Annotated in this window: 19 protein-coding genes; 17 read left to right on the top strand and 2 right to left on the bottom strand. The window is 47.5% G+C overall.

Going from position 1 to position 25,694, the window contains the following annotated elements; translation table 11 throughout:
- The first annotated feature begins 108 nt into the window (after positions 1–108).
- From WH46_RS00920 to WH46_RS00910, 3 genes are all read left to right on the top strand, one after another.
- Positions 109–795 carry an HAD hydrolase-like protein gene (locus WH46_RS00920; protein ID WP_017811246.1) on the top strand — a complete coding sequence of 229 codons (687 nt, stop codon included), beginning with the start codon at positions 109–111 and terminating at the stop codon, positions 793–795.
- A gap of 142 nt (positions 796–937) precedes the next feature.
- Positions 938–1,285 carry a YlbF/YmcA family competence regulator gene (locus WH46_RS00915; RefSeq protein ID WP_017811245.1) on the top strand — a complete coding sequence of 116 codons (348 nt, stop codon included), beginning with the start codon at positions 938–940 and terminating at the stop codon, positions 1,283–1,285.
- Positions 1,286–1,503: 218 nt separating this feature from the next.
- The gene (locus WH46_RS00910) at positions 1,504–2,844 is read left to right on the top strand and encodes a DRTGG domain-containing protein (protein ID WP_017811244.1); all 1,341 of its coding nucleotides are present in this window, start codon (positions 1,504–1,506) and stop codon (positions 2,842–2,844) included.
- 137 nt (positions 2,845–2,981) lie between these two features.
- On the opposite strand, the gene WH46_RS00905 is transcribed toward WH46_RS00910, so the two are convergent.
- Positions 2,982–4,934, bottom strand: coding sequence for a methyl-accepting chemotaxis protein (locus WH46_RS00905; RefSeq protein WP_046225394.1), 1,953 nt, complete (start codon positions 4,932–4,934; stop codon positions 2,982–2,984).
- A 225-nt stretch (positions 4,935–5,159) separates the two neighbouring features.
- Between WH46_RS00905 and WH46_RS00900 the strand changes: the two genes are divergently transcribed.
- The 6 genes from WH46_RS00900 to WH46_RS00875 all read left to right on the top strand — a co-directional run bounded on the left by WH46_RS00900 (position 5,160) and on the right by WH46_RS00875 (position 13,919).
- Positions 5,160–8,942: a DNA polymerase III subunit alpha gene (locus WH46_RS00900; protein WP_046225393.1), complete on the top strand. Its 3,783-nt coding sequence runs from the start codon at positions 5,160–5,162 to the stop codon at positions 8,940–8,942.
- Between the two features lie 222 nt (positions 8,943–9,164).
- On the top strand, positions 9,165–10,064 hold the full coding sequence (accD, locus tag WH46_RS00895) for an acetyl-CoA carboxylase, carboxyltransferase subunit beta (protein ID WP_017811241.1): 900 nt from the start codon (positions 9,165–9,167) through the stop codon (positions 10,062–10,064).
- Complete coding sequence (locus WH46_RS00890) at positions 10,065–11,183, top strand: acetyl-CoA carboxylase carboxyltransferase subunit alpha (RefSeq protein ID WP_046225392.1); 1,119 nt, start codon at positions 10,065–10,067, stop codon at positions 11,181–11,183.
- A gap of 238 nt (positions 11,184–11,421) precedes the next feature.
- Positions 11,422–12,846, top strand: coding sequence for a pyruvate kinase (gene pyk, locus WH46_RS00885; protein WP_046225391.1), 1,425 nt, complete (start codon positions 11,422–11,424; stop codon positions 12,844–12,846).
- A gap of 145 nt (positions 12,847–12,991) precedes the next feature.
- Positions 12,992–13,510 carry an acyl-CoA thioesterase gene (locus WH46_RS00880; RefSeq protein WP_046225390.1) on the top strand — a complete coding sequence of 173 codons (519 nt, stop codon included), beginning with the start codon at positions 12,992–12,994 and terminating at the stop codon, positions 13,508–13,510.
- Positions 13,511–13,526: 16 nt separating this feature from the next.
- Positions 13,527–13,919: an FxsA family protein gene (locus tag WH46_RS00875; protein ID WP_017811237.1), complete on the top strand. Its 393-nt coding sequence runs from the start codon at positions 13,527–13,529 to the stop codon at positions 13,917–13,919.
- Positions 13,920–14,115: 196 nt separating this feature from the next.
- On the opposite strand, the gene ytvI is transcribed toward WH46_RS00875, so the two are convergent.
- Entirely contained in the window at positions 14,116–15,231 is a 1,116-nt protein-coding gene (ytvI, locus tag WH46_RS00870) for a sporulation integral membrane protein YtvI (RefSeq protein ID WP_046225389.1), read from the bottom strand.
- A gap of 182 nt (positions 15,232–15,413) precedes the next feature.
- On the opposite strand from ytvI, the gene WH46_RS00865 reads away from it, so the two are divergent.
- From WH46_RS00865 to WH46_RS00830, 8 genes are all read left to right on the top strand, one after another.
- Positions 15,414–16,397 carry a LacI family DNA-binding transcriptional regulator gene (locus WH46_RS00865; RefSeq protein ID WP_046225388.1) on the top strand — a complete coding sequence of 328 codons (984 nt, stop codon included), beginning with the start codon at positions 15,414–15,416 and terminating at the stop codon, positions 16,395–16,397.
- Between the two features lie 205 nt (positions 16,398–16,602).
- Complete coding sequence (locus WH46_RS00860; protein WP_046225387.1) at positions 16,603–17,844, top strand: MFS transporter; 1,242 nt, start codon at positions 16,603–16,605, stop codon at positions 17,842–17,844.
- A gap of 90 nt (positions 17,845–17,934) precedes the next feature.
- Positions 17,935–19,401: a glycoside hydrolase family 32 protein gene (locus WH46_RS00855; protein ID WP_046225386.1), complete on the top strand. Its 1,467-nt coding sequence runs from the start codon at positions 17,935–17,937 to the stop codon at positions 19,399–19,401.
- A 519-nt stretch (positions 19,402–19,920) separates the two neighbouring features.
- Complete coding sequence (citZ, locus tag WH46_RS00850; RefSeq protein ID WP_017811232.1) at positions 19,921–21,033, top strand: citrate synthase; 1,113 nt, start codon at positions 19,921–19,923, stop codon at positions 21,031–21,033.
- Positions 21,034–21,384: 351 nt separating this feature from the next.
- Positions 21,385–22,680, top strand: a complete 1,296-nt coding sequence (icd, locus tag WH46_RS00845) for an NADP-dependent isocitrate dehydrogenase (protein WP_017811231.1) — start codon at positions 21,385–21,387, stop codon at positions 22,678–22,680.
- A gap of 12 nt (positions 22,681–22,692) precedes the next feature.
- Positions 22,693–23,637, top strand: coding sequence for a malate dehydrogenase (mdh, locus tag WH46_RS00840; RefSeq protein WP_046225385.1), 945 nt, complete (start codon positions 22,693–22,695; stop codon positions 23,635–23,637).
- A gap of 314 nt (positions 23,638–23,951) precedes the next feature.
- Entirely contained in the window at positions 23,952–24,377 is a 426-nt protein-coding gene (locus WH46_RS00835; protein ID WP_017811229.1) for a hypothetical protein, read from the top strand.
- 367 nt (positions 24,378–24,744) lie between these two features.
- Positions 24,745–25,605: an SDR family oxidoreductase gene (locus WH46_RS00830; RefSeq protein WP_407944393.1), complete on the top strand. Its 861-nt coding sequence runs from the start codon at positions 24,745–24,747 to the stop codon at positions 25,603–25,605.
- Positions 25,606–25,694 lie beyond the last annotated feature (89 nt).

Here is a 25,694-nt window from a genome sequence, read left to right as displayed (position 1 = left end):
ATAATCAGTACCATAACGGCAGCCGCAAGGTGGAGGTGCACGATTCAATCAGCATAATCCCAATTGCGGCTGCCGTTAAATTTACATATAAACAAGGAGTGCTGGATGATGACGGATAGAACTGTACTGAACAAGCCGCAAGCGATGATGTTTGATATGGATGGAACACTGTTCGAGACGGAGACCGTACTGCTGCCTGCCTATCACAATACATTCGAGATTCTGCGTGAAGAAGGACTGTATCATGGAGAAACGCCACCGGACGAGATTATTCTAAGCTGTCTGGGCATGCTGCTGGAAGATATCTGGGCTCGTGTGATTCCGGGTGCCGAGTCGCGTACAGTTGCCAGAGCGAACCAGTTGCTGCTGGATCTTCAGGTTGATGGCATGAAAGCCGGTATATCCCGTCTGTATCCGCAGGTTATGGAGACACTGACCTATTTGCACGATCATGGCGTGCGTCTGTTTATTGCCAGCAACGGTCTGGAAGGTTATGTAAAAGGAATTGTAGAGGTACATCAGATGGGTTCCCTGTTGGAAGGGGTATACAGTGCAGGCGAATATCAGACCGCATCCAAAGTAGATCTGGTCCGGCTGCTGCTCGATACTCATGATATTACCTCTGCCTGGATGGTCGGTGATCGTTCTTCGGATGTAGAAGCAGGCCTTAAGAATGGACAAACCGTGATTGGCTGCAATTATGCAGATTTTGGTGATACGAGTGAGCTGGATGGATCGGATGTCACTATTACTTCATTTGATCAGCTGCGTCATCTGTATGATGAAGCACAGTAGAATGATCGAAACCACACATTTTACATCAGAGCTCAAATCAGTTACCCTGTATAGGACGTGTTAAAATAGTGCTGCCGTACAGGACATCTCCTGATTGGCAGACAGGAAATACAATACTGATTGGGAAAGTGGGAAATTGACAATGAATATTTACGATAAGGCACATGAACTATCCACAGCTATTCGCGATAGCAAAGAAGTATCTGATATTACAGCTGCTCTGAAATTGATCGAAAGCGATCCAGAAAGCCAGCGTATGCTGGATGACTTCCGTACGCGTCAGATGGAAGTACAGCAACGCATGATGTCCGGCGATATGCCGAACCCGGAAGAGATGGAGCAAATGGAGAAACTGTTCGAGGTGCTGAACCTGAACCTGAATATCCGCCGCCTGTTCGATGCCGAGCAGCGTCTAAGCACCATCATTGAAGATATCAACAAAATTATCACGGACAGCCTGAGCCATCTGTATGGCGGAGCTGCTGAATAATCTGTTGTAATCTGTCGACATATAAAGGTATAACAGAAGTCTGATGAGAGCTTGCGGCGCTGTAACCAATGCTTGATGGCGACGTGAATTCATCAGACAATCGATCAAGAAAACAAAAGCGGCGAGCGTCATCTCCCATAAGTACATGGTGAGATACGCTCGTTTTTTGTGCTATAATAAATGCACATTGATACAGATGCTGGAAGGTGGTGTTACAGTTGCAGGAACATGAGGAATCGATTACAAAGCACGAACAACTTTTGCAGCATATTGAGAAGCTCAAAATCGGGTCCAAAATCTCTGTCCGCAAGCTGGCCCGGCAGATGGGTGTAAGCGAAGGTACCGCCTATCGTGCGGTTAAGGAAGCGGAGAATATGGGAATCGTAGTAACCCGCGAACGGATTGGCACGGTACGGATCGAGAAACGTCCACGGGGAATCTCTGATCAGTTGACTTTTGCCGATGTGGCAGAGATTGTAGAGGGCAAAGTGCTGGGCGGCGGCAGCGGTCTGGACAAAACGCTGGTTAAATATGCGATTGGTGCAATGAAGATGGACGCGATGATGCGTTACGTGGAAGCAGGCAGCCTGCTGATCGTCGGTAACCGTGAGGATGCTCATTCTCTTGCACTGGAACACGGAGCAGCCGTACTGATAACGGGCGGATTTGGCACCAGCCTGGAGGTCAAGGCGCTTGCGGATGAACGGGGACTGCCCATCATTTCTTCTCGCCATGATACATTTACAGTGGCTTCCATGATTAACCGGGCACTGTTTGACCGGATGATCAAAAAGAAGATCATGCTTGTTGAGGATATTATTGCAGGCAAGCCCAAGCCTGGTGTGCTCAAGGCTTCCAGCATGGCAACTGATTTTTACGAAGTGGCGGAGAAGACCGGATACTTGCGTCTCGCCGTCGTGGATGAATGGAATCGGGTGATCGGGATTGTCGGACGCAAGGAAATCGAGGAGCTGGAGGGTGATCAGCCCATTGAAAAAGTGCTGATACGCAGACCGATAACGGCAACGCTACAGACTTCACTGGCTTCGGCAGCCCAGACGATGATGTGGGAAGGCATTGACTTCCTGCCTATCGTGGACCGTAACCGTAAACTGATCGGTACCGTCACCCGGCGTGAAGTGCTGCAGGCTATGCGGGATGCCCAGCTTGAGCCGCAGGCAGGTAACGTGGAGACATTTGATCATCTGATCTGGAATGGTTTTGCCGAAGAGCGGGATGAAGACGGAGGTATTGTCTATCATGGATTTATTACGCCGCAGATGGCGACAGACCTTGGTAATATTTCCGAAGGCATTCTGATCTCGGTCATGATCCAGGCGGCGATCCGCACTGCACGGTTGCTGAGTGGCCATGATTATGTAATTGATAATATTTCGACTTACTTCTTGCGCCCGGTGCAGATCGAGGATGCGATTGTGATCCGTCCAATTGTGCTGGAATCGAGCCGGCGTACCTACAAGCTGGAGATTGAGATCATTTATGAAAATATGCCTGTCTCCAAATCGGTGCTGACACTGCAGTCTATCGATCACGGATAAAAAAGCTGTGCGGAATAGAGATCCGCACAGCTTTTTTATATCCATAGGGTCGTTTTCTTGTAAATAGTGTGGGCAGTTATAACGTTGTTTGACTGGAATAGAATGTATGATTCCTGCAAATATTTATAGCCATGTCATTACACTTTGAACTTCTCAACCATAACTTTGAGTTCCTGAGCGACATTGGATAACACCGCAGAAGAAGCAGCAATTTCTTCCATAGTGGCAAGTTGCTGCTCGGTAGCAGCAGATACAGATTCAATCTCGCCTACAGAAGTGCTGGTGATATCAGACATCTGGTTAACCGACTGGATCACCTGTTGGGTACCGCTGGACAGATTGGATGAAGCAGAGGAGACGCTTTGAATACTCTGCGCGACTTCCTGTACATACTGGCGAATCAATCCAAAAGATTGACCGGCGGTATCTACTGCCTGGATACTTTGCTCGACTTCCTGGGAGCCTGCTTCTGTTTTGTTGACAACGGTATGAATTTCTTTTTGGATGCTGTCGATCAGGTTGCTGATCTGACTAGCCGAAGAGGAAGCTTCGTCTGCCAGATTGCTGATTTCTTTGGCGACCACGCTGAATCCTTTGCCATGTTCACCTGCACGAGCGGCTTCGATACCTGCATTCAGGGATAACAGATTGGTCTGTTTGGCAATCTGGGCAATAACACTGACAATTTGATTGATAGTCTGGGAATTTTTATCCAGATTACCTACCGAACCGGATAGTTCGCCAAAAATGGATTTCAGTTTGGTGATTTCATGACCGGCAGCCCGGAGCGCTTCGTCTCCTTCCGTGACTTTGGTAGAAGTCAGGACAGCCGTAGATGCGACTTCCTGGGCGCTACCGGCGATATTCTGTATTCCATCAGCCATCTGATGAACCGTGGAAGAAGTATAATTCACATGTTCGGCCTGTCGATCAGAACCGGCTGCCATTTCCTGAATGGACTCGGCAATATGCTGAGAGGCATAAGAGGTCTCGCCAGCGCTCGCTGTGAGTTCTTCGGAAGAAGAGGCCAGATGAAGAGAAGTATCCTTGAGATGAGAGACGATATCCCGCAAATTACCGGTCATCTGTGCGAGTGCATCGGACAGGGCCCCCACTTCATTTTTGGAGCGGATAGTCCAGGTAGATGTCAGATCGCCATCTGCTACAGCACGGGTGACTTCTACCAGCTGCATAATCGGACGTGTCAGACGGGTAGAGAAAATATATCCGGCAGCAATAGCAACCAGTAGTGAAACAGCAAGAATAATAATGCTGTTATAGAGCAGGGTATAATAGTCTTCCATGATGAGGTTATATGACTTTTCACTGAAGACCGTCCAGCCAGTTACCGGATCAGGTACATAAGAAACGAGCTTCTTATCATTTCCTTCTCCATAGGTTAGAGTGCCTGATTGACCGGCAGCGCCCTGTTGAAAGGATGGAGTGGATTTGATATCTGTATCAAGCGAAGCGGCGACAGGATGAGCCAGAATAACTCCTGTACGATCAGCGATGTAAGCTGTCTGTCCATTAATGGAAAATTCCTTGGCGTAGGTGCTCATGCTGTCGAGTGGCAGCGAACACTGAATCATACCTGTCAATGTATTAGTGTTATCAAAAACAGGATAAACGATATTAATGATTTTTTTGCCAGTGGATTTACTCACGAGGACATCGGAGACGACCTGCTTTTGGGTGGAGATCAGCTGTTTGAAATAATCACGGTCGCTGACATTATCAAGATCGGCATCGGTATTTTTGGCGAGCTGCTGGCCATCCTTATTGCTGAATACGATGGTTTGCAGCTCCGGATGCAGTTGGGAAGTCTGGACGAGCAGGTTTTTGACCTGTGGTAATTGAGCGGGAGTGAATTCCTTGAATTCCGGATTGGTGGCAAGCTGCTGCAGCATAGCGAGTTCCGTATTTACCAGTGTTTGCGCTTTCTGAAGTACCAGTTCAACATTCTGCTCATTCATGTTGTACGCATCTTTTTGAATTTTGTGGGTAGTGCTGATCAGACTGAATGCACCGAATACAATCATTGGGATGATCGTTATCAGACACATCATCAGGATTAACTGCTTTTTCATAAATTCATATCCCCTGTCTATTTAATCAATAGTGATTATTATTCTGAATGATAGATTTATCGGTGACCTGATCGGGGAAGTTTAGAAAAGAATAGTAACCTCTGTTCATCGCATTCATTTTTTTGCAAACTCTGACGGTCTATAGGCTGAATATGATAAAATAGTATAGATGAGAGTATAGATTCATCAGTTGTCTGATATTACACAAGGAAAGCAGGGAAGCGTATGACCCCATTTGTACATTTGCATGTGCATAGTGAATACAGTCTGCTGGACGGGGCTGCGCGTATCCAGGATCTGGTCGCCAGTGCAGCGGCAGCAGGAATGACTTCGCTGGCATTGACGGATCATGGCGTAATGTACGGTGCCATCCCGTTCTACAAAGCATGCCTGCAGCATGGTATTAAGCCGATTATTGGCTGCGAGGCGTATTACACGGCCGGATCACGCAAGGAAAAGGCAGCACGCAAAGACCAGCCGATTCACCACTTGTTACTGCTGGCCAAAAATGAAACAGGCTACCGGAATCTGATGAAGCTCTGCTCTGTCGGCCATCTGGAAGGTTTTCACTATAAACCGCGTATTGATGCGGAAGCATTGCAGCAGTATCACGAAGGCATTATTTGCCTCAGCGCCTGTCTGGGCGGGGAGATTCCGCAGCATCTGCTGCATGGACAGCTCGACGAAGCGAGAAAGGCAGCTTTGCGTTATCAGCAGATTTTTGGAGAAGACTTCTATATCGAACTGCAGGATCATGGTCTGGCCGAACAGAAAAAGGTCACGCCACTGCTGATCGAATTGGCACGCGAACTGAGTATACCGCTCGTTGCGACCAATGATGTGCATTATCTGACCGAAGAGGATGCCAAGACGCAGGATGTGCTGATCTGTATCGGAACCGGCAAGACGGTAGAAGATGAGAGCCGTTTGCGTATTCCGACCAATCAGCTTTATCTCAAAAATGAAGAGCAAATGGAAGCACTGTTCCGCTATGTACCGGAAGCGATCGATAATACTACTGTTATTGCAGATAAATGCCATTTGGAGCTTACCTTTGGTACTTCGCTGCTGCCTGCTTATCATCCGCTGTCGGAAGGCATGAATGCAGGAACTTATCTGGCTCAGCTATGTCAGGAAGGGCTGGTACGACGCTACGAAGGAACCGAGCTATGGAATGATCCCGAGGAGCGCCGAGTGCTGGATGAACGGCTCGCTTATGAACTCTCGGTTATTGGCAATATGGGATTTGACGATTACTTCCTGATTGTATGGGATTTCATGAATTATGCTCATCGCCAGGGAATCGCTACCGGACCGGGGCGGGGATCGTCTGCCGGCAGTCTGGTTGCTTATGTGCTGCAAATTACGAATGTAGATCCGATTCGATACAAGCTGTTGTTTGAGCGTTTTCTGAATCCGGCACGTGTATCCATGCCTGATATCGATATTGATTTCAGCGATCTGCGCCGGGATGAAATGATTGATTATGTGGTGGAGAAATATGGTCGTGACCGGGTTGCGCAGATTATTACCTTTGGTACACTGGCTGCGCGGGCTGCGGTACGCGATGTAGGACGGGCACTGAATGTACCTTATGCCGATACCGACAAAGCAGCCAAGCTGATTCCGGCACAGATTGGTGTAACGATTCAGCGTGCACTTGATCAGGTACCGGAATTAAAGGAAAGATACGTCAAATCCGCACCTGTGCGCGAGATGATCGATACCGCACTCAAGGTCGAAGGTATGCCACGTCATGCGTCTACACACGCGGCAGGCGTTGTTATTTCCAGTGGTCCATTGACCGATGTCGTTCCTCTGCAGGAAGGCAGTGAGCATGCGGTGCTGACACAATACACGATGGAAAATCTGGAAGCTATCGGTATGCTCAAAATGGACTTCCTGGGTCTGCGAACGCTATCCATTATTGAGCGTTGTCTGGAGTGGGTGGAAGAGCAAACGGGTGAGAAGATTGACTTTGACCGGATTCCATTCGATGATCCCGATACCTATCAGATGCTTAGCCAGGGCGATACCATGGGGGTATTTCAATTGGAATCCCCGGGTATCCGCAGAGTACTGCGTGATCTGAAGCCAAGTGAATTTGAAGATATTGTCTCGGTCAATGCGCTGTATCGTCCGGGTCCGATGGATTTTATTCCACGTTACATTGAGGCCAAACACGGCCGTTCTGTACCGGAATATCCACATAATGACCTGAAGCCGATCCTGCAGGATACGTACGGCATTATCGTCTATCAGGAACAGATTATGCAGATTGCTTCCACAATGGCAGGATTTTCGCTGGGGGAAGCGGATTTACTGCGGCGAGCCGTATCCAAGAAAAAGCGGGAAGTGCTCGATCAGGAACGAGAACACTTTGTACAGGGCAGTCTGCAGCAAGGATATACCGAGCAGGATGCCAATACGGTCTATGACATGATCGTGCGTTTTGCCGATTATGGATTCCCGCGGGCACATGCCACGGCTTATGGTGTGCTGGCTTTCCAGACCGCCTATCTCAAAGCTCATTATCCGGTGCAATTTATTGCTTCCATGCTGACGGCAGTAATGGGAACGCATCGTAAAGTAGCCGAATATGTACTGGAATGCCAGCGTGTCGGTGTCGAAGTGCTGCCGCCAGATGTGAATACGAGCGGAATTACTTTCACGCCGGTTCTGGAAGATTTGGCTTTACCACATCAGTCAGGAGAGAATCCTGCTGAAGATGTGACGGGACATGCGCAGCTATCCCAGGAAAATTCGGATAGCAACCTGGATAAAGTAGAAGCTAATTCGACTGGTGAACAAGCAGCGGAAACAGCACAAATCACCGGACATATCCGCTTTGGACTCGGCGCGGTCAAAAATGTCGGTACCCAGGCCATTAACAGCATTATCAAGGAACGTGCAGAACGTCCATTTGATAGTCTGGTTGATTTCTGTCGCCGTGTAGACCCAAAAGCCTGCAACAAGCGGGTAATCGAATCCTTGATCCAGGCCGGAGCATTTGACACGTTGCCAGGACATCGCGCCCAGCTGCTGCAGATGCTGGATGAGACGATCAAGGAAGCGGCGAAATGGCGTAAGGAACGCGAGGAACTGCAGATCGAGATGTTCGATTTCGATCTTGGAGAGAAGCCTAACTGGGAAGTCTCTTACCCGGATATTCCGCCATTTACAGCCGGAGAGCAGCTGGAGTTCGAGCGCGAGCTGCTGGGTCTGTATTTGTCTGGTCATCCGCTGGATGATTATGAGCGAGCGATTGAAGAGTCTGGCCTGTCACGGCTGATGAATCTGCATGAAGCCGAGGATGACAGTATGGTGGCGGTCGCAGGAATGGTTGTTTCACTCAAAGCGATCACAACCAAACAGGGTAAATCCATGGCCTTTATGGAAATGGAAGACCAGATCGAGAAGTGCGAAGTGGTCATGTTCCCTGAAGTGTGGCGCAAATATAATGAGCTTGTGGACAAAGGGGTACTGCTCGTCATTCGAGGGAGACTCCAGAAACAGGAAGAAGAAGGATTCAAACTGCTTGCCGAGGAAGCTGTACCATTGACACCGGCAGCAGCCGGAGAAATGGCAGAGAAGGCTCGCCAGCGGCGCAGCAAAACTTCTACAGGTGCTCCAGCAGCACGCCGTCCGTCACCGGTAGCGAAAAGCAAGACACAGCCGGCAGCAGCAGGAAAGGCATCTTCCACTGTGACATCGACTTCTTCGGCGCCAGCTTCTTCGAGCGGCAAAGCGGCTACCGAGCAGAACCATGCAGGCAAACCAAGCCAAACCGTATATATCAAAATCACTCGTGAAGCCCAGCAGGCAGGGCGACTGGAACAGCTCAAGCAGCTGCTTTCCAGTCATCCAGGTCAGCTTGGCACCGTACTTTTTTACGAGGAAAGTCAAAAACTGCTGGATCTGAGCGACAGCTACCGGATCAAACCGTCGCCTGCCCTGTTCCAGGAAATGGAACAAATGCTTGGCGAAGGCACAGTAAAAGTCAAGTGAAAAAGCACCCTGCGGTCCACCGGTTATGATCGACCGGTGGATTGATTTATTGTCTATGCTCTTTGTTACGGCAAAAAAATGTGGTATGGTATCATTATCCCATGATGTGGGCTTAAGTATGCCTATTTTTTGTAATCACTAAGTCCAGCTTGTGTTCGTTATAAATAATGATGATTTATTCAATAAGCAGGGGAATAAGTATACGTCTGAAGAGGTGTAGTTGTGTTTAGAGATTTATTCCAGAAGAAGAAAAAATATGCGACCATTCCTTCACAGCGCTGGAGCAATGAGTCCGCATCAGATGAGCCGTCGCAGGAACGCCCAAAACGGGAAATTCCGGAAGGGCTGATGAATAAGTGTAGCAAATGTGGCACGATTCATTACAGCAAAGAACTGGAAAAGAACCTGAAAGTATGCAGCAATTGCGGCTACCATATGCGCCTGAATGCGATTGAACGAATCGTTATGACGGTGGATGAAGGTCAGTTTACGGAGATGGATGCCGGTATGGAATCTATTGATCCGCTGAACTTCCCGGGTTATGCCAAAAAGCTGGAGCAGCAAAAAATGAACTCCGGCCTGCGTGATGCCGTGATTACAGGCGAAGGCGTGATCGAAGGGCATCGTGCGATGCTCGCGGTGATGAGCTTTGACTTTTTCAGTGGTAGTATGGGTTCAGTTGTCGGGGAGAAAATTACCCGTGCGATCGAAGCAGCGGACGAGCGCAATCTGCCGCTGATCATGTTCTCTACATCCGGCGGTGCCCGTATGCAGGAGAGTATTATCAGTCTGATGCAGATGGCCAAGACGAGTGCGGCACTGTCGCGCTTCCAGGATAACGGCGGTCTGTACATATCCGTCATCACAGATCCGACGATGGGCGGAGTATCTGCGAGCTTTGCGACACTGGGCGATGTGATTATCGCTGAACCAGGTGCGCTGTTTGGGTTCGCCGGACGTATCGTTATTGAACAGACGATCCGTCAGAAGCTGCCTGATAATTTCCAGACAGCCGAGTTCAACCTGGAGCATGGACAGCTGGATATGGTTGTTCATCGCAAAGACATGAAGACTATGTTGTCCGATCTATTGGACTATCATAGCGGGAAAGGGGGATTTTAAGTGGCAGGAGAGATGCCTTTTGAAATGCCTCTCGTTGAATTGCGCAAAAAGATCGACGAGCTGAAGCAGTTCGGTCAGGAAAAAGGAATCGATTTCGCTGATGAAATCAACCGTCTGGAAGAGCGTTACCGCCAGATGGAGAGCGAGATCTATACACATATCAGCCCGGCGCAGAAAATGCATCTGGCCCGGAATCAGCAGCGTCCTACGACGCTGGATCTAATTCCGCTCATTTTTACAGACTTTATCGAACTGCATGGTGATCGCATGTTCGGTGATGATCTGGCAATCGTTGGAGGACTTGCGCGTCTGGAAGGCCAGCCGGTCACGGTTATCGGTCATCAGCGCGGCAAGGATACCAAAGATAATATCGCGCGCTTCTTCGGTAGTCCTCACCCCGAAGGCTACCGTAAATCGATCCGTCTGATGAAGCAGGCCGAGAAATTTGGACGTCCAATTGTGACATTTATTGATACTAAGGGTGCGTATCCGGGTAATACAGCAGAAGAGCGCGGTCAGTCTGAAGCAATCGCCCGCAGCCTGTGGGAAATGGCCAGATTGCGTGTGCCTGTCATCTGCGTAGTCATTGGCGAAGGCGGAAGCGGTGGTGCGCTGGCGATCGGTGTAGGCAACCGTGTACTCATGATGGAAAATGCTATTTATTCGGCGATTTCACCGAATGGTGCAGCCTCCATCCTGTGGAAAGATGCATCCAAAGCCGATCAGGCTGCCGAAGCGATGAAAATCACGGCAGATGATCTGCTGCAAATGGAAATCATCGAAGGGATTGTTCCCGAGCCTCGTGGCGGTGCCCACAAGGATTACGAAGCAACTGGAGCCGCTCTCAAGGAGCATCTGCTGATTCATTTGCAGGAATTGTCCGGCATGGACGGCGATGCACTGGTCGAACAGCGTTATCAGAAATTCCGCAAGATCGGTGAATTTGCGGAGAAACGGGTAAGCAGCAATTTCTTTGGAAGTTCAAGCGAGAGCGAACAGGGAAAAGTCGAGAAGGTAGCAGATGAGTCCATGCAGCCGATAGATCATACGATCAAACATCTTTCTTCATTGGCAGAACAGCCGGGAGATGAGGATGCTCCGCGCACTCCACATCATTAATTCGGAATGTTTCCGGCGGAATTTATATGTAATTTACAAGAGTAACGTATAATTTACTACAGAGTCTCGAAGATGGCTTATGAAGATTCCGGAGCTTCCGCCGACCGGCTTCTTCAACAAGCTGTATACAAAAGCGAGAATTTGTAGTAAATTTGTTTGTTGGGGCTTGTTGTTACCAAACAATGGGCTATGTTGGAAAAAGAAAATAGAGAGACCTTGAAAACGGAGGAAATCAATTATGCGTAAAACGAAAATTGTATGTACGATTGGACCGGCAAGTGAGTCCTTGGAGAACACGAAAAAACTGATCATGGCAGGTATGAATGTATCCCGCCTGAACTTCTCTCATGGTGACTTTGAAGAGCACGGCAACCGTATCAAAAACATCAAACAAGCCAGCAAAGAACTGGGTAAAACAGTAGCAATCCTGCTGGATACCAAAGGTCCGGAGATCCGTATCGGCAAACTGAAAGAAGAGCCGATTGATCTGGTTCAGGATGAGTACATCACGCTGACTACCGAAGAAATCCTCGGTGACCAGCATCGTCTGACTGTATCTTACCAGGATCTGCCGGGAGATGTGGAAGTAGGTTCCACAATTCTGATCGACGATGGTCTGATTGGTCTGAGCGTAGTACAGGTTCTGGGTACTGAAATCAAGTGCCGTATCGTTAACGGTGGACAAATCAAAGGCCGCAAAGGCGTTAACGTACCGGGCGTGAATATTTCCCTGCCAGGTATTACTGAAAAAGATGCGAACGATATTATCTTCGGTATTGAGCAGGGTGTAGATTTCATCGCTGCTTCCTTCGTACGTAAAGCAAGTGACGTACTGGAAATCCGTAAATTGCTCGAAGAAAAAGGTGCTCCGCACATCCAAATCATCTCCAAAATCGAGAACCAGCAGGGCGTGGACAACCTGGACGAAATCCTGGAAGTATCCGACGGTCTGATGGTAGCCCGTGGTGACCTTGGTGTAGAAATTCCTGCCGAAGAAGTACCACTGGTACAAAAACGCATGATCGAAAAATGTAATCGTGCAGGCAAACCGGTTATCACAGCAACTCAAATGCTGGATTCCATGCAACGTAACCCGCGTCCGACTCGTGCGGAAGCGAGTGACGTAGCCAATGCAATCTTCGACGGAACAGATGCAATCATGCTGTCCGGCGAAACAGCTGCTGGTAAATATCCGGTAGAATCCGTACTGACGATGTCCCGCATCGCAGAAAAAGCGGAATCTGCACTGGATTACCGTGAAATCTTCCTGAAGCAAAGCCATGCACAACAAACTACAGTAACTGAAGCAATCAGCCAATCTGTAGCTAGCTGCGCAATGGATCTGAATGCAACAGCGATCATTTCTTCTACCGAATCCGGTCATACTGCACGTGTAGTATCCAAATATCGTCCGCAGGCACCAATCATTGCGGTAACGACTAAGGAACAAACGATGCGTCGTCTGGCTCTGACTTGGGGCGTACTGCCGGTTAAAGGCACAGAAGCTCATTCTACAGATGAACTGTTCGATATCGCCCTGCAGGGTGGTAAAGATTCCGGTCTGCTCAAAGAAGGCGATCTGGTTGTTATCACAGCTGGTATCCCACTGGGCAAATCCGGTTCTACAAACCTTATCAAAGTAGCACAAATGTCCGCGAAATAATCCGGCATAGTGCTTATATAGTACGATGCAAAGAAAGCAGTGGAGTCTTCCATTGCTTTTTTTGCTGATTTGCTGTGTATCTATATAGAAAAATAAACGTAATATACAGAGGAATGACAAAAGAGAAGAGTGGAGGAAGAGAGCAATGGCAAAAGAACAACTGCAGCTGCCAAGTGAATGGCATGGAATTTCGTTTCGGGTACGTTATCAGGAGAATGACCCGATGGGGGTCGTCTATCACACCAATTATTTGAACTGGTTCGAACTGGGACGGACCGAAATGATCCGCGATCTAGGATTTCGGTACCGGGATATGGAAGCGGCAGGGGTGCTGCTCCCTCTGATAGATGCTTCACTGAGTTACGGTCGCCCGGCGCGGTATGATGATCGGGTGGCTGTGTATACGCGGATTGTCAATTTCTCCAAGCTGCGGATTGATTATGAATACAAAATTCATCTGCTTGCTGATGAGGACTGTAATCTAGTAGGTGATGCTTCGGCTGTAGGACCACGTATTACCTTCCCTGATGGCGCAGAGCTGCCTGGAGAGCCGCTGACAGGCGGTTCTACCAAGCATGTATGGGTAAGCAGGGAGTTTACGCCAGTGCGGCTTGATAAAGTTCTGCCGCAGCTGTATGATTCACTTGTACGGTCTTTGCAATAGAGAGGAGAGGTACGGGTTGAAAAAGTGGATTGCTGCATTAATTATTATTGTGCCGCTCCTGGAATGGTACATTTTTCTTCAGATGATTGAATGGATTGGCGGCTGGAATACGCTGATTCTGCTCATATTGACCTCGCTGATCGGCATTGTCATGATGAGGTTCGAAGGACGCAAAGTACTCGAAGATACCAAAGCCCTTATCAATGCCAATCAGCCGCCCGGCCGTAAAATGCTGGATGGATTATGTGTGTTTATCGGCGGTATCATGCTCGTTTTGCCAGGCTTTGTACTCGATGTGATCGGTTTTACAATTGTATTTCCGCTGACTCGTCCACTATATCGGAATCTGCTGCTCAAATGGATTGAGAAGCGGATGAAAAAAGGTTCAATTACGATATACCGTCCCTAATCGGTCAGCACTGAAAAAGACTTCCCTTGGCATAAAGGAAGTCTTTTTTATTTGATGTATAAGATGACAGCAGATGCTGCGGGCAGAAGGATAGATGACTAATAAGTGTATTTCTGCTTATAGGGTAGTGCAGCGCGGTATATTATGGAGCAGTAACCGAAAGCAGCAACCGGAAGCAGTAACGATCGATTCCTGCCTACCGGACTCTTCCGTTGACAATATAATTGCGCAGATCGCGAAATACATTAGCGCGGTTCAGTGCCGATACGAACACCAGAGTGACCGGACCAATCAGCAGTCCGAGAGCACCGAATAGCTTCAGACCGACGAACATGCTGATTAGCGTAGCCAGCGGGTCAAGCCCTACATTGCTGGCGAGTATTTTGGGTTCCATCATCTGACGGACAATCAGTACAATGACATATAGAACGCTAAGACCAATCCCCAGCTTCAGATCTCCGCTCATAAAGTTGTATAGTGCCCATGGAATCATAACGATGCCTACACCCAGATATGGCAGCAGATCTACCATACCGATCAACAGCCCGATTAATAAAGCCGACTCCACATCAAGAATAAATAGTCCGATAATCACGATAATGCCAGTAATGGAAATGAGGATAAATTGGGCTTTGATATAGCCGAACAGGGCTTTTTGCAAATCGCTCCAGATCGCGGTTGCAGGTTGGCGGATACTTGATGGAAACCAGCCAGCGACAATACGGGTATGCCGCTCCCAGCTATTACTGATAAAGAAAGCAGAAAGGACGACCACGACAATAATCCAGGCGAAATTAGGCAGCGCAGTTAGAAAATCAAGCACCATATTGAGTAGACTGGTCACAATGCCGCTGACTACGCCCGATACGCTCTGAGTGGTCTTATTCAGATTATCATTAATCGTATCCTGATAAGGATTTTGCTGCAGAAAGGTACTGATTTCGTCGGTAATGGATTGAATCCGGTCATTCTGCGTCCAGCCGATCAACATCTGCCGCCAGCTATCCACATGCTCATTAAACGTTTTGGTCAGATTAATGGTCTCCTGCACGAGTCGTGTCACCAGTAGTGACAATAAAGTAAGTAATCCGCCAAAATACAGCAGCAGCGATACCGATACCGCGAGCCAGCGTGGAAAGCGCAGACGGCGCTGCAATACACGAATCAGTGGATTCATCGCATAGGCGAACAGCCAGGCAAGCAGCAGGGGATAGAGCAGTGGGAACAAATAACGTACAGCGATAGCCGTAATGATAATGGCTACCAGTACCCATATTCCTCTAAGAATCCGGTTGCGGATCGTAGTATTCAAAATGGTCAATCTCCTCACTGCACAATGTATGTAATCAGGTATATATCATGATGTTAAACGGCGAGCCTGAGTTTTGAAACGACTGTAATTGCCTGAATGGCAGAATATTTGTCGGAAGAGCACGATTTCTTTTTTTGCCCTTTGGCAAATGGTATACTAAAAGGAAAAAGGGAGGCTGCCGCATGAAAGCCAAACTGGAAGATGTTGCAAAATTAGCCGGCGTCTCGCCGACAACAGTGTCGCGTATGATGAACAATAGGGGATACGTCAGCGAAGCAACAAAACAGAAAGTACGCAGTGCCATGGAGGAGCTTCATTATTTTCCTAATGACATTGCACGGTCGCTGTTTAACAAACGCACTAATCTGATCGGACTTATTTTGCCGACAACAGCTAATCCTTTTTTTGGGGAACTGACTTTTCATATTGAAAATCTTTGTGCAGCACATGGACTTAAGGTGTTGCTATGTAATAGTCTGAACCGGATCGATAAAGAAGAACAATACGCCGAAATGCTAATGCGTAATCAGGTAGACGGTATTATTGTCGGGACGCATAACCGGGGGATACTTAATTATAAACGCACCAATCTTGCTGTAGTGGCGATCGACCGCTATTTGTCCGAGACTATTCCTGTTGTTAGCTCCGACAACTATGAGGGCGGCCGATTGGCAACGCAGCGGTTGATTGAGCGTGGATGCGAATACATCCTACATTTTAATGGACCAGCTGAATTGGAGACGCCTGCCCAGCTCCGCCGGCAAGCATTTGAGGATATGATGCAGCAGCGCGGATTACCGCATTATACATACGAGATGGAGCTGCCATTGGATCGCGAAGATCAACTGGCTGTGATACGACGAGCCTTGGATGAGCATCCTCAAGCAGACGGTATATTTGCGAGTAATGATATGATTGCAGCCTCCGTAATCTACGAAGCCGGTAGACGCAGTATATCTATTCCCGAGGATCTGAAAGTTGTCGGTTATGATGGAACCGCCGTGACTTCTTCGCTCATGCCACAGCTGACGACCATACGCCAGCCGATTGAAGCTATTGCAAATGCAGCCATAACGTTGCTGCTGCGGGAGATTGAAGGGGAATTTGAGGAGAAATCACAGCAAATTGTACTGCCTGTCGAGCTGTATGAGGGCACCACAGCCTGAGAAGCTTGATAGTACAAGTGACGGAATGGCTAGTATAGATAGAATCCAAACGCCTTTAAATATAAAGGCGTTTTTTGGTGCAGTAATATCTTTCGCCTATTTTTCCAAATCTAAAATTATTTTTATGTCATCCGGTTGACATATGAAACCGGTTGACATACAATTCTTGCAAGAAAGCACTTACATGAATAAAGGAGCGAGCCCTATGCCTGTATCAAAAAGCCTGTACTGGAAGCTGAGTCTTTACTTTTTCTTCTTTTTCGTTTGCTGGTCTTCCAGCTATTCCTTGTTCTCGATCTGGCTTGGACAGGAAATGAAGCTGACAGGAGCACAAAATGGTCTTATTTTCTCTGTAAACGCTATCTTTGCTCTTTGTGCGCAGCCGCTGTATGGCTATATTTCCGACAAGATTGGATTAAAAAGAAACATTCTGCTTTTTATTAGCTTACTGCTTGTATTTACAGGGCCCTTTTTTGTTTTTATTTATGGTCCTCTACTGCAGGTGAACGTGTGGCTGGGAGCGATTGTAGGCGGATTGTTTCTGAGTGTCGGATTTTTGGCAGGGGTTGGTGCGATTGAGACATATGTCGAAAAAGTCAGCCGCAAGTATGGTTTTGAATATGGACGTTCCCGGATGTGGGGCTCGCTTGGCTGGGCAGCAGCTACCTTTTTCGCTGGACAGCTGTTCAACCTGAATCCGAATATCAATTTCTGGATTTCTTCGGTGTCCGCCGTAATTCTTGTTGGTATCATTTTGTCGGTACGGATTGATGTGTCGGAACGTGAACTTGAAAAGGCGGCTTCTGTTACGCTGAAGGATATCGGCAACCTGTTTACACTTCGCTCATTCTGGTACTTTATGCTGTATGTGATCGGTGTAGCATGCGTGTACGGTGTATACGATCAGCAATTCCCGATTTATTATTCTTCCTTATTCCCATCCCATGAGGTGGGCAACCAGGTATATGGTTACTTGAATTCCTTTCAGGTATTTCTGGAAGCAGGCATGATGTTTATGGCACCCTTTATCGTTAACAAACTGGGTGCCAAAAAATCGCTTATTTTTGCCGGTTTGCTTATGGCTGTACGTATTGTAGGCTCCGGACTCGTTTTCGAGCCGATCGGTATTTCGGCGGTCAAGCTCATTCACGCGCTGGAATTGCCAATTATGTTGATTGCCATTTTCAAATATCTGGCTGCACATTTTGATACAAGGCTATCTTCGATTTTGTATCTGGTTGGATTTCAGTTCGCGTCCCAGGTCGGCCAGGCTGTACTGTCTCCGATTGCCGGCTCGCTGTACGATGATATTGGATTCCGTGCTACTTATCTGGTTATGGGGGCGCTTGTTCTATTGTTTACGGTAATCTCGATCTTCACACTGTTCAACGACAAACATCCCAAACCACAGCTCAAGGGAAAGCTGGAAACACAGCAAATAACCTAACATATTACACAAACACTCGTATGCCTGTTACATATAGCTATTAAGGCTGTATGTACCGGTATTATTGAGTACATTCAAGGAGGAACATCCATGTCTACACTTCATTCTATCCAGCAAGCCGCCGAAGCATTACAACTCTCCGGCCAAAAAATCAACCCACAGTATCGTCCAGGCTATCATATTGCAGCTCCAGCTAACTGGATTAATGATCCGAACGGTTTGGTGCAGTTCAATGGAGAATATCATGTCTTTTACCAGCATCATCCGTACGATGAGAATTGGGGACCGATGCACTGGGGACATGTCAAGAGCAGTGATCTTGTTCATTGGGAGCACTGTCCGATTGCATTGGCACCAGGCGATGATTGTGATCGAGACGGTTGCTTTTCTGGTAGTGCGGTAGACGATAATGGTGTGCTGACACTTATTTATACGGGACATCACTATACAGACCGGGATAAGGATTTATTTACGCAGAACCAGAATATTGCGGTTAGCCATGATGGGATTACTTTTGAAAAATATGAGTCCAATCCGGTTATTGCCGAGCCTCCAGCAGACAGTGCCCATCATTTCCGTGATCCGAAAGTGTGGAAGCATAATGATACATGGTACATGGTACTGGGTAACGCTACTCCGGATGGTCACGGGCGTGTTATCCTATATCATTCATCGGATTTACGAGCATGGACGTATAGTGGTGTACTGGCTGCAAGCGATGGAACGCTAGGGTTTATGTGGGAATGTCCTGACTTTTTCGAATTGGATGGACGGTATGTACTGCTGTTCTCACCGCAGGGGATGGAGCGTGAAGAGGAACGTTACTTGAATCTGTTCCAGACCGGTTATCTGGTAGGTGACTATGATTATGCAAGCAATGATTTCCGGCATGGTGAATTCCGGGAGATGGATCATGGACATGATTTTTATGCTGTGCAAACTCTGCTGGATAACAAAGGGCGCCGCATAGCGATTGGCTGGATGGATATGTGGGAGTCGGATATGCCGACCAAGGCTCATGGCTGGGCAGGCGCACTGACTTTGCCGCGTGTACTAAATCTGGATGAAGATGGACGCTTGCTTATGAACCCTGTCGAAGAAATCAAATTGCTGCGCCGCGAGCAGTACCGATTAGGTGAAAGTTTCGCTGTAACAGAGCGTCGTCATGAGACAGTGACTGAATCATTGCTGGAAATCCTCGTGTTATTTGATTTGAATAATAGTCAGTCCAATAAGGTTGGATTGACTCTGTACAGTGGAGGAGTCGATAAGACCGTTATTACGTATGATATCGCTGAAGGCAAGTTAACACTCGATGCTTCCAAATCGGGCAAGCCACAGGATGGAATCCGTATGGCGCCGCTGCAGCATGACGGCCTGCTGACCTTACGCCTATTCCTTGATCGTTCTTCTATAGAAGTGTTTGCCAATGAGGGACGGGCCACTCTAACCAGTCGCATTTATCCGACTGGAGCGATGACCGGAATAGAACTTTTTGCAGCAGGCGGTAAGACCGATGTGAAGGAATGGACTTGCTGGACATTGGAGGATGTATGAAATAGTGTCTACAATATGAATGAAGATGATAAGTAAGGAGTAGCTCCATCAACCAGGCTGTAATTCATCTTTTATGCAGCATAGAGTATACGGACTGAGTAGACTATTAGATTGGATATTGTATGCAGGTTGATAGGCAATACTGAATTTAATATATTCTAAGCGAGCCGATAGGGTATTACCTGTCGGCTTGCTCACAATTCTATTGGAGGAAAAGATACATAAAAGCGTATAATCAATCATTGTAAATGCTTACAAAAAAATGTTATCTTTGCGATAAAACAATTTGATACCCCGTCAGAAGACTACTTTTGTTCACAACTCCGTCAAAATAAAGTATGATGATATAAGGTTCTTGGAAGGTTAATGGCAGATGTTTCTATAACTTGTCGGCCAGGTGACCCTGTATCCCTGCATCTTATCATCTTCATATTTTTTACATTTTTTAAAATGTAAATGTTTTCATTTTATCGAATGAACAAAAAACTTCAAGAATCGTTCTGCAAAGGAGAGAGTAATATGACAGCTACCAAAGGTTTGGAAGGCGTTGTAGCAGCAAGTTCATCGATCAGCTCGATCGTTGATGGTGTTTTAACTTATCGCGGTTATGACATTGATGATCTGGCCGTTAACGCTAGCTTTGAGGAAGTCGCCTATTTGCTCTGGTTTGGTAAGCTGCCAAATCAGAACGAGCTTGACCAGTTGCAAAAGGATCTGGATAAATATGCAGTATTGCCGGATGCCTTGATTGAGCAAATGAAACTCTACCCTAAAGATATGAATCGTATGGCTGCTTTGCGCAGTGCGATATCTGCTCTGGCTCTATATGATGAGCAAGCTGATGATATGAGCCGTGAGGCCAATGAACTGAAAGTAATCAAATTACAGGCGCAGCTGCCTGCTATTGTAGCTGCACTGGGCCGTATTGCCGAAGGTCAGGAACCTGTTGCTCCGCTGCAGGGTGTATCGATTGCACATAATTTCTTGTATATGCTGACCGGCAAGCAGCCGGAAGATACAGCGATCAAGGCACTGGATCAGGCACTTGTACTGCATGCCGATCATGAACTGAATGCTTCCACATTTGCTGCCCGTGTGACTGTAGCGACGCTGTCCGATATCTATTCCGGTATTACTTCCGCAATCGGAGCGCTCAAAGGTCCCCTGCATGGTGGAGCCAATGAAGCCGTAATGAAAATGCTGGAAGAAATCGGTTCGGAAGATCGTGTAGAGAGCTACATTCAGGAACAACTGAGCAATAAAGTCAAAATTATGGGCTTTGGTCACCGTGTATATAAAAACGGCGATCCGCGTGCCAAGCATCTCCAGAAAATGTCCCGTGAACTGGGCGAAATGAACAATAATCTGAGTCTGTATAACATGTCTGTACAGATTGAAGACATTGTAACCGGCAGCAAAGGACTGAAGCCAAACGTAGATTTCTACTCTGCTTCGGTGTACACCATGCTGGGCATTCCTCGTAATCTGTTTACGCCGATTTTTGCAATCAGCCGTGTATCCGGATGGGCTGCACACATTCTGGAACAGTACGAAAACAACCGCATTATTCGCCCTCGCGCCGAGTATGTTGGACCGAACAACCAGGAATATCGTCCGGTTACAGAACGTTAATTATAGCCGCCGGATTTTATCTGTTGAAACCGGGTTTCCAAATTCTTGTGGCGTCTGCTAAAATAAAGACAACCGTTAATAACTGCACGTCAAGGAAAAGAATCACAAAGCTAGGGTGAGGGTCGATACCATAATGTACATGGACGTCTGTGTATACAGATGACAGATGGCCGTTTATGGATAGGTCCAGGTTGTTGAGCGCTCCATGCCAACAGCCTTACCAGAATGTGCTCTGAATCCTGTAATGTGCAGTACACCAACGGATGGCTGACAAAGGGCTGACGCCCGCACTACTTTGCAGTACCGATTGAATGATGTGGATCAACCATAATACTGAGGAGGAGCTTAATTATGCCGAACTTTGAAAAATACGAACTGCCGACTGCTGGTGAGCAGATCAAGATTGAAAATGGAAATTTGCAGGTGCCTAACAACCCGATCATTCCTTTTATCGAAGGTGACGGTACAGGACGCGACATCTGGAAAGCTTCTGTACGCGTGCTGGATGCAGCCGTAGAAAAAGCTTATGGCGGCTCCAAAAAAATCGCCTGGTACGAAGTGTTTGCCGGTGAGAAAGCGTTTAATACATACGGAGAATGGCTGCCAGCCGATACGCTGGAAGCAATCCGTGAATATACTGTAGCGATCAAGGGACCACTGACTACGCCTATCGGCGGTGGTATTCGTTCCCTGAACGTTGCTCTGCGTCAGGAACTGGATCTGTACGTATGTCTGCGTCCTGTTCGTTACTTTGATGGTGTACCTTCTCCGGTAAAACGTCCTGAGCTCGTAGACATGGTTATCTTCCGTGAGAACACTGAGGATATCTATGCAGGTATCGAGTATCAAGAAGGTACGGAAGAAGTGAAAAAAGTACTGGAATTCCTGAAAAACGAAATGGGCGTTAACAAAATCCGCTTCCCGGAAACTTCCGGTATTGGTATCAAACCAGTATCCGAAGAAGGTTCCAAGCGTCTGGTTCGTGCTGCGGTACAATATGCAGTCGATCATGGCCGTAAGAGCGTAACGCTAGTACACAAAGGCAACATCATGAAATTTACTGAAGGTGCTTTCAAAAACTGGGGTTACGAAGTGGCTGAAGCTGAATTCGGCGACAAAGTATTCACTTGGGCACAATACGATAAAATCAAAGACGAGCAAGGCGCAGATGCTGCCAATGCAGCACAAAAAGCAGCTGAAGATGCTGGCAAAATCATCGTAAAAGATGCGATTGCCGATATCGCGCTGCAGCAGGTCCTGACACGTCCAGCCGAGTTCGATGTAATCGCTACGCTGAACCTGAACGGTGACTATCTGTCCGATGCACTGGCAGCACAGGTTGGTGGTATCGGTATCGCTCCGGGCGCCAACATCAACTATGTAACAGGTCATGCAATCTTCGAAGCGACGCACGGTACAGCTCCGAAATATGCAGACAAAGACGTAGTTAACCCGGGTTCCGTTATTCTGTCCGGCGTTATGATGCTTGAGCATCTGGGCTGGCAGGAAGCGGCTGACCTGATCTACAAAGGTCTGGAAACATCGATCAACAACAAAACTGTAACTTACGATTTCGCACGTCTGATGGATCAGGCGACAGAAGTGAAATGCTCCGAGTTTGCCGATAAAGTTATCGAAAACATGTAAGGAGATGAACCGATGACAGCGATTAAGCGCAGAAAAATCACCGTGGTTGGCGCCGGATTTACCGGTGCCACAACGGCTCTCATGCTCGCCCAAAAAGAGCTGGGGGACGTTGTACTGGTAGATATTCCACAGCTGGAGAATCCGACTAAGGGAAAAGCGCTTGACATGATGGAGGCCAGCCCTGTTCAGGGGTTTGACAGCCAGATCAAAGGGACTTCTGACTATAACGATACCAAGGACTCCGATGTAGTCATTATTACGGCAGGGGTAGCACGCAAGCCTGGCATGAGCCGCGACGATCTGGTCAATACCAATGCAGGTATTGTCCGGTCGGTCTGCGAGCAGGTCAAGCAGCAGGCTCCCGAGTCCATTGTGATTATTCTGAGCAATCCGGTCGATGCGATGACCCACGTTGCCTATCAGGCACTGGGCTTCCCCAAAAACCGGGTGATTGGTCAATCGGGTGTACTCGATACGGCACGTTATTGTACCTTTATCGCCGAGGAACTGAATGTATCGGTAGAAGATGTACGCGGCTTTGTGCTTGGTGGTCATGGAGACGATATGGTACCGCTCGTACGCTATTCCAGCGTAGGCGGGATTCCGATCGATACTCTCATTTCCAGCGAACGGATCGAAGCCATAGTACAACGTACCCGTGTAGGTGGCGGCGAGATCGTCAACCTGCTTGGTAACGGCAGTGCCTACTATGCGCCTGCAGCTTCTCTCGTACAGATGACTGAAGCGGTGCTCAAGGACAAGAAGCGTATTTTGCCAGTGATTGCTTATCTCGAAGGGGAATATGGCTATGAGAATCTGTTCATGGGCGTACCGGCTATTCTGGGCGGCGACGGCATTGAAAAGATTTTTGAACTGGAGCTTACTTCTGAGGAAAAAGCAGCACTGGACAAGTCTGCCGAATCCGTACGCAGCGTGATCAAGGTGGTAACAGGCTGATGATCTATAGAGAGAACATTATCTTCTGATGTAACCTCCTGGATACAGACAGGTAGCAATCAGAGAAAGTGTATCCCTCTCTGTCGGTCATTATACTGTTGGGTAATTCCATCGTCATGATTTTATAAAAAAGGCTGGTTCTTCGTCACAGGGCGGAGAACCAGCCTTTTTGTATGGAGGGAGAAAGGGAACTTGTTCATCGTTTGGACACAACCTGAATCCAAAACAGTATATTTTTCACAGATCATTCGTTAAAATAATAATGCAGCAACAAGGAAATAAAATTATATCAACACAGATGGGGAGGATATGTAGTGATTCAAATTCTCGTATTTTTGCACATTTTGGGAGCTCTTTCAACAGGGTTCTATCTGGTATTGCCGATTGTAGCAGGCAAACTGGGCAGCTGGGATGCCCAGGCGCAGTCAGGTGCCATTTCAATCGTGCGTACGCTTAATCGTGTGGCACAGTTTGGTCTGATCGTACAGCTGCTGACTGGTGGCTATCTGATGACGCAAGGTACATACAGTATTGCTTGGATGATCGTAGTCGTTGTACTACTGCTGGCGATTGCAGCTTTTGGCGGTATCATGGGCAAGCCCCTGCGGCTCGCACTGGCTGATATTCAGCAGAAAAGAGATATCTCTGCTCATGCTGCCAAGATCCGTTCGCTCAGCATCGGACTGGCCGTATGTGTAGCTGTAATCAGCTTCTTTATGGTGTATCGCGATATTATTTAATTTGCAAGTGATCTCGTGAACCCTTTATTTGCACAAACAAGATCAATCATGGTTGCATGCTGCATCTGACAATGTTGTCAATTAAGATAAGGATGCAGTCAGCAGTTATACTTATCAGAACAAAAGAGCTTCTATCCGTCTAACGGTAGAGGCTCTTTTGCTGGTTGAAAAGGCAAAAAATGCAAAATCAATTGTTTAGACATTTAGAACGTGTGGTAATAATGCAGCGTAGCGAAATGAAGAGCAGGCACGGTTGAATGAATAGAAGTACAGTTGATACAGGCGTACGATAACCTTATTCTTCATCCGGCACGATCGGCTCATAATGAACAACCTAGATAATCCAATGATGAGAGGAGAATGAATGATGTCGAACAGACCCGAAAGTTTACCTCCACAACATCAGGAGAGACACCCTGGTATTGAATCCGAAATGACACCACGCCCGCAGTTTGATGCACCTGAATACAAAGCAGCAGGCAAACTGGAGGGCAAAGCAGCTATTATCACAGGCGGTGATAGCGGGATTGGTCGCGCAGTTGCGATCTATTTTGCCAAAGAAGGTGCTGACGTTGCGATCTTCTACAAAGACGAACACAATGATGCAGAAGAAACCAAAGCTCTTGTTGAAAAAGAAGGACGCAAATGCATAGCGATTGCCGGTGATATCGGAGACGAGTCCTTTGCGAAAAGTGCTGTCGAAAAAGCCGTCGCAGAACTTGGAAAACTCGATATTCTGGTAAATAATGCTGCAGAACAGCATGTACAGCAGAGCATCGAAGATATTTCTGCAGAGCAGCTGGAGCGTACATTCCGTACCAATATCTTCGGTATGTTCTTTACGACCAAAGCGGCGATGCCGCATCTGCATGCGGGCGCATCCATTATCAATACAACATCGATTACTGCTTATCGCGGTGAACCGGTACTGCTTGATTATTCATCCACCAAAGGAGCGATCCTGTCCTTTACCCGTGCTCTGTCCATGAACCTGGCAGAGAAAGGTATCCGTGTGAATGGTGTAGCTCCAGGCCCAATCTGGACACCACTGATCCCGGCTTCCTTTGATGAAGAGAAAGTCAAGGAGTTCGGTCAAAGCCAGCCAATGAAACGCCCAGGCCAACCAGAAGAACTCGCTCCAGCCTATGTGTATCTGGCAAGCAGCGATTCCTCTTACGTAAGTGGTCAGGTGATTCACGTCAACGGTGGCGAAATTATCAACGGTTAATACTTTGGTTTACAACGAGCGCTTAGTGAAATGCATTCTGCAGTGAGTGTAGATTACACTATGCGTTAGCGTATATAAGTAATAGAAGA

The organism is Paenibacillus dauci, from assembly GCF_000971985.1.
Taxonomy (GTDB): Bacteria; Bacillota; Bacilli; order Paenibacillales; family Paenibacillaceae; genus Saccharibacillus; species Saccharibacillus dauci.
Note: the sequence above shows the minus strand (reverse complement) of the source record. Positions and strands in the feature narration are given on the sequence as shown.

What these genes read in the sequence shown, in the direction of transcription:
- WH46_RS00920 (WP_017811246.1), top strand. Translation starts at nt 109, where the DNA reads ATGACGGATAGAACTGTACTGAACAAGCCGCAAGCGATGATGTTTGAT.
- WH46_RS00915 (WP_017811245.1), top strand. Translation starts at nt 938, where the DNA reads ATGAATATTTACGATAAGGCACATGAACTATCCACAGCTATTCGCGAT.
- WH46_RS00905 (WP_046225394.1), bottom strand. Translation starts at nt 4,934, where the DNA reads ATGAAAAAGCAGTTAATCCTGATGATGTGTCTGATAACGATCATCCCA.
- WH46_RS00900 (WP_046225393.1), top strand. Translation starts at nt 5,160, where the DNA reads ATGACCCCATTTGTACATTTGCATGTGCATAGTGAATACAGTCTGCTG.
- pyk (WP_046225391.1), top strand. Translation starts at nt 11,422, where the DNA reads ATGCGTAAAACGAAAATTGTATGTACGATTGGACCGGCAAGTGAGTCC.
- WH46_RS00880 (WP_046225390.1), top strand. Translation starts at nt 12,992, where the DNA reads ATGGCAAAAGAACAACTGCAGCTGCCAAGTGAATGGCATGGAATTTCG.
- WH46_RS00865 (WP_046225388.1), top strand. Translation starts at nt 15,414, where the DNA reads ATGAAAGCCAAACTGGAAGATGTTGCAAAATTAGCCGGCGTCTCGCCG.
- WH46_RS00860 (WP_046225387.1), top strand. Translation starts at nt 16,603, where the DNA reads ATGCCTGTATCAAAAAGCCTGTACTGGAAGCTGAGTCTTTACTTTTTC.
- WH46_RS00855 (WP_046225386.1), top strand. Translation starts at nt 17,935, where the DNA reads ATGTCTACACTTCATTCTATCCAGCAAGCCGCCGAAGCATTACAACTC.
- citZ (WP_017811232.1), top strand. Translation starts at nt 19,921, where the DNA reads ATGACAGCTACCAAAGGTTTGGAAGGCGTTGTAGCAGCAAGTTCATCG.
- icd (WP_017811231.1), top strand. Translation starts at nt 21,385, where the DNA reads ATGCCGAACTTTGAAAAATACGAACTGCCGACTGCTGGTGAGCAGATC.
- mdh (WP_046225385.1), top strand. Translation starts at nt 22,693, where the DNA reads ATGACAGCGATTAAGCGCAGAAAAATCACCGTGGTTGGCGCCGGATTT.
- WH46_RS00830 (WP_407944393.1), top strand. Translation starts at nt 24,745, where the DNA reads ATGTCGAACAGACCCGAAAGTTTACCTCCACAACATCAGGAGAGACAC.